Origin of the sequence: Acetobacter tropicalis (assembly GCF_001580915.1) — a bacterium.
Taxonomy (GTDB): domain Bacteria; phylum Pseudomonadota; class Alphaproteobacteria; order Acetobacterales; family Acetobacteraceae; genus Acetobacter; species Acetobacter tropicalis.
In genome coordinates this window covers 1-1,229 of sequence record NZ_LHZQ01000059.1, presented here as the reverse complement: position 1 = coordinate 1,229, position 1,229 = coordinate 1, and the positions used below count along the sequence as shown (strand labels likewise).

The 1,229-nt window shown below is 49.8% G+C and carries 1 protein-coding gene; it reads right to left on the bottom strand.

Annotated elements, in window-relative coordinates; all coding sequences use genetic code 11:
- Positions 1 to 76: 76 nt before the first annotated feature.
- Entirely contained in the window at positions 77 to 682 is a 606-nt protein-coding gene (locus tag AD944_RS00385; protein WP_045543164.1) for a hypothetical protein, read from the bottom strand.
- Positions 683 to 1,229 lie beyond the last annotated feature (547 nt).

Below are 1,229 nucleotides of genomic sequence, written 5' to 3'. Positions count from 1 at the left end.
GCTTACCTATGCCAGCCCCAAATATTAAAAGACGCATTCTTCTGGGACGCGATTGTGCCATTTCACGAGTTGCTCCTTACCCTTTGTTCCGGCGTCCTTTCTTCAATAGCTGGTCGATGTTATTCTCGATCATCTCCAACGTCGGCTCGGCTTTCCTCGGAGGATCATTCGGATCAACATCGGTTATAAGCTTGATGGCCAAGTCAATTTTCTTATCTTTTTCTCGAAACCTGATCTTGTCAACCACGACATGGTTTCCAACTTCGGCCCCCGTAAGCCTATCCACGATTTCTTGAGCACTGTTCCAAGCCCAATCCCCTTTCAGGGATTTTTTCAGGTTCTTCAGAATCCTGTCACGTTCGTCAACATCATCGACAACCGTCACGATGGTATCGAAAGTAGCAGCGAGCAGCACCAATCCAACAACGAAAATGGCGGTCAGCGAGCCTTTTTTAATCTTATGGACTTCATAGGCCGAAGCAGTCTGGATGTGATTTTCTAGCCGGTCCTGGAGGGACCGCATATAACGATACTCGAGTTCCTGCGAGAAGATGAAGGTGTTAATCTGACTGATTTGTGCATCCTTGACCGTTTTTGCCACTTTTTTCATGAACTGGCGGATTGATCGATCGGATAAATACTCAAAATTTTTATGATAAAAATGCAGGTATATTGGTTTCATGAGCTTTTCTTAGAAATTTGGGGCTACTGACTGGACCACCTTCTGGCGATCTGGGTTTTGACACCGATCCGGCAAGTGTTGCGGGCTTCTCCATCCTTGCATGACGTCAAGACAGGATGGGACCTTCCGACCAGTAGCCATCCATCTGTCTAAAGCAGCAGATCAAATTACTCAAGGCTGAGATCGGCTAACACCTCAGGCCTCTCGCCGTCCGCTTACGCCCCCATTGCCGTCATCCCGACATAGCATTGTCTCAGGAGTTTCTGCATGCCCGAGGGCAGTGTCCCCTCCCCTGTCCTTTCTCCTACGCCCGCTTATGCCCCGGTACGCCGGAGCACGCCCTTCTACGCCTGCGTACGGAGCAGTTGGTTGCGGGTATCAGGCACCCCGATTTGAACCTACTGGCGTTAAACCCTTGAAATAATGGGGAATTTGATAGGAATGTGGTGTTACGCGCAACAAAAAACCCCGCCGAGTCAGTGACTTAGCGGGGTTTTGAGGGTGTTTCTGGTTGCGGGGGCAGGATTTGAACCTGCGGCCTTCAGGT

What these genes read in the sequence shown, in the direction of transcription:
- AD944_RS00385 (WP_045543164.1), bottom strand. Translation starts at nt 682, where the DNA reads ATGAAACCAATATACCTGCATTTTTATCATAAAAATTTTGAGTATTTA.